The following is a 2,145-nucleotide window of genomic DNA, read 5'->3' on the forward strand; positions in this document are numbered from 1 at the left end:
GGAGGCAGCCGCCGCCGAAGCCGATGCCGGCGCGCAGGAACTTCCGCCCGATGCGCTCGTCGTGCCCGATGGCCTCGGCGAGCTTGGCGACGTCGCCGTCGGCGGCCTCGCAGACCTCGGCCATGGCGTTGATGAAGGAGATCTTGGTGGCGAGGAAGGAGTTGGCGGCGGTCTTGACCAGCTCGGCGGTGGGGAAGTCGGTGACGACGAAGGGGGAGCCCTCGGCGATCGGGGCGGCGTAGACCTCGCGCAGCCGCCGCTCGGCGCTCTCGCCGGTGACGCCGACCACGATGCGGTCGGGGTGCAGGGTGTCCTGGACGGCGAAGCCCTCGCGCAGGAACTCCGGGTTCCAGGCGAGCTCGGCGTCGGCGCCGGCCGGGGCCAGCTCGGCGAGGCGGGCGGCGAGCCGCTCGGCGCTGCCGACGGGGACGGTGGACTTGCCGACGACGAGGGCGGGGCGGCGCAGGTGCGGGGCCAGGGATTCGAAGGCGCTGTCCACGTACGACATGTCGCAGGCGTACTCGCCGTGCTTCTGCGGGGTGTTCACGCAGACGAAGTGGACGTCGCCGAACTCGCCGACCTCCTCCCAGGAGGTGGTGAAGCGCAGCCGCCCGCTGGACCCCTCGAACCCGGCGACGTGCCGCCGCAGCAGATCCTCCAGCCCCGGCTCGTACATCGGGACGCGGCCCTGCGCGAGCATCTCGATCTTCTCGGGGACGACGTCCAGCCCCAGCACGTCGAAGCCGAGTTCGGCCATGGCGGCCGCGTGGGTGGCCCCGAGGTAGCCGGTGCCGATCACGGTGATCTTGGGGGCCATGAGTACTCCAACATGCGTACGGGCTGATCCGGGCCCGAGCATATCTGTCGGCAAGCTCACGTAGGCCGGGCCGGGGTGGCGGCCCTAGACTGCGGCCCTAGGATTGCGGTTACTAAACGGTAGTTAACTCTCAGGGGAGTGAGAACACCTTGGCGGGAACAAAGGACTTCGACCTGTACCGGCCGTCCGAGGAGCACGACATGCTCCGCGATTCGGTGCGCGCACTCGCCGAGGCGAAGATCGCCCCGTTCGCCGCCGAGGTGGACGAGGAAGGGCGCTTCCCACAGGAGGCCCGTACCGCGCTGACCGCGGCCGACCTGCACGCCATCCACGTGCCCGAGGCGTTCGGCGGGGCGGGCGCGGACGCGCTGGCCACCGTCATCGTGATCGAGGAGGTCGCCCGCGTCTGCGCCTCGTCCTCCCTGATCCCGGCCGTCAACAAGCTCGGCTCCCTGCCGGTCATGCTCTCGGGCTCACAGGAGCTGAAGAAGAAGTACCTGGGCCCCCTCGCCCAGGGCGACGCGATGTTCTCGTACGCGCTCTCGGAGCCGGACGCGGGCTCCGACGCCGGCGGCATGAAGACGAAGGCGGTCCGCGACGGCGACCACTACGTCCTGAGCGGCGTGAAGCGCTGGATCACCAACGCGGGCGTCAGCGACTACTACACCGTCATGGCCGTGACCGACCCCGACAAGCGCACCAAGGGCATCTCCGCCTTCGTCGTCGAGAAGGCCGACGAGGGCGTCTCCTTCGGCGCCCCGGAGAAGAAGCTCGGCATCAAGGGCTCGCCCACCCGCGAGGTCTACCTCGACAACGTCCGCATCCCCGCCGACCGCATCATCGGCGCCGAGGGCACCGGCTTCGCCACCGCGATGAAGACCCTCGACCACACCCGCATCACCATCGCCGCCCAGGCCCTCGGCATCGCCCAGGGCGCCCTCGACTACGCCAAGGGCTACGTCCAGGAACGCAAGCAATTCGGCAAGCCCATCGGCGACTTCCAGGGCGTCCAGTTCATGCTCGCCGACATGGCCATGAAGCTTGAGGCCGCCCGCCAGCTCACCTACGCGGCCGCCGCCAAGTCCGAACGCGTCGATGCCGATCTGACCTTCTTCGGCGCCGCCGCCAAGTGCTACGCCTCCGACGCCGCCATGGAAATCACCACGGACGCCGTCCAACTCCTCGGCGGCTACGGCTACACCCGCGACTACCCGGTCGAACGCATGATGCGCGACGCCAAGATCACCCAGATCTACGAAGGCACGAACCAGGTGCAGCGCATCGTGATGGCGAGGAACCTGCCGTAATTCGCTGTGAAGGGGAACGCC

At 69.3% G+C, this 2,145-nt stretch carries 2 protein-coding genes; one reads left to right on the top strand and one right to left on the bottom strand.

Annotation, left to right across the window (positions count from 1 at the left end; translation table 11 throughout):
• Nucleotides 1-817 (bottom strand): UDP-glucose dehydrogenase family protein (locus ACFU99_RS41540; RefSeq protein ID WP_384403371.1); only part of this gene is annotated, 817 nt, incomplete at its 3' end.
• A 149-nt stretch (nt 818-966) separates the two neighbouring features.
• On the opposite strand from ACFU99_RS41540, the gene ACFU99_RS41545 reads away from it, so the two are divergent.
• A complete protein-coding gene (locus ACFU99_RS41545; protein ID WP_384403374.1) occupies nt 967-2,124 on the top strand; it encodes an acyl-CoA dehydrogenase family protein in 1,158 nt (385 codons plus the stop codon).
• Nucleotides 2,125-2,145 lie beyond the last annotated feature (21 nt).

This window comes from Streptomyces sp. NPDC057654, from assembly GCF_042800135.1.
Lineage (GTDB): Bacteria > Actinomycetota > Actinomycetes > Streptomycetales > Streptomycetaceae > Streptomyces.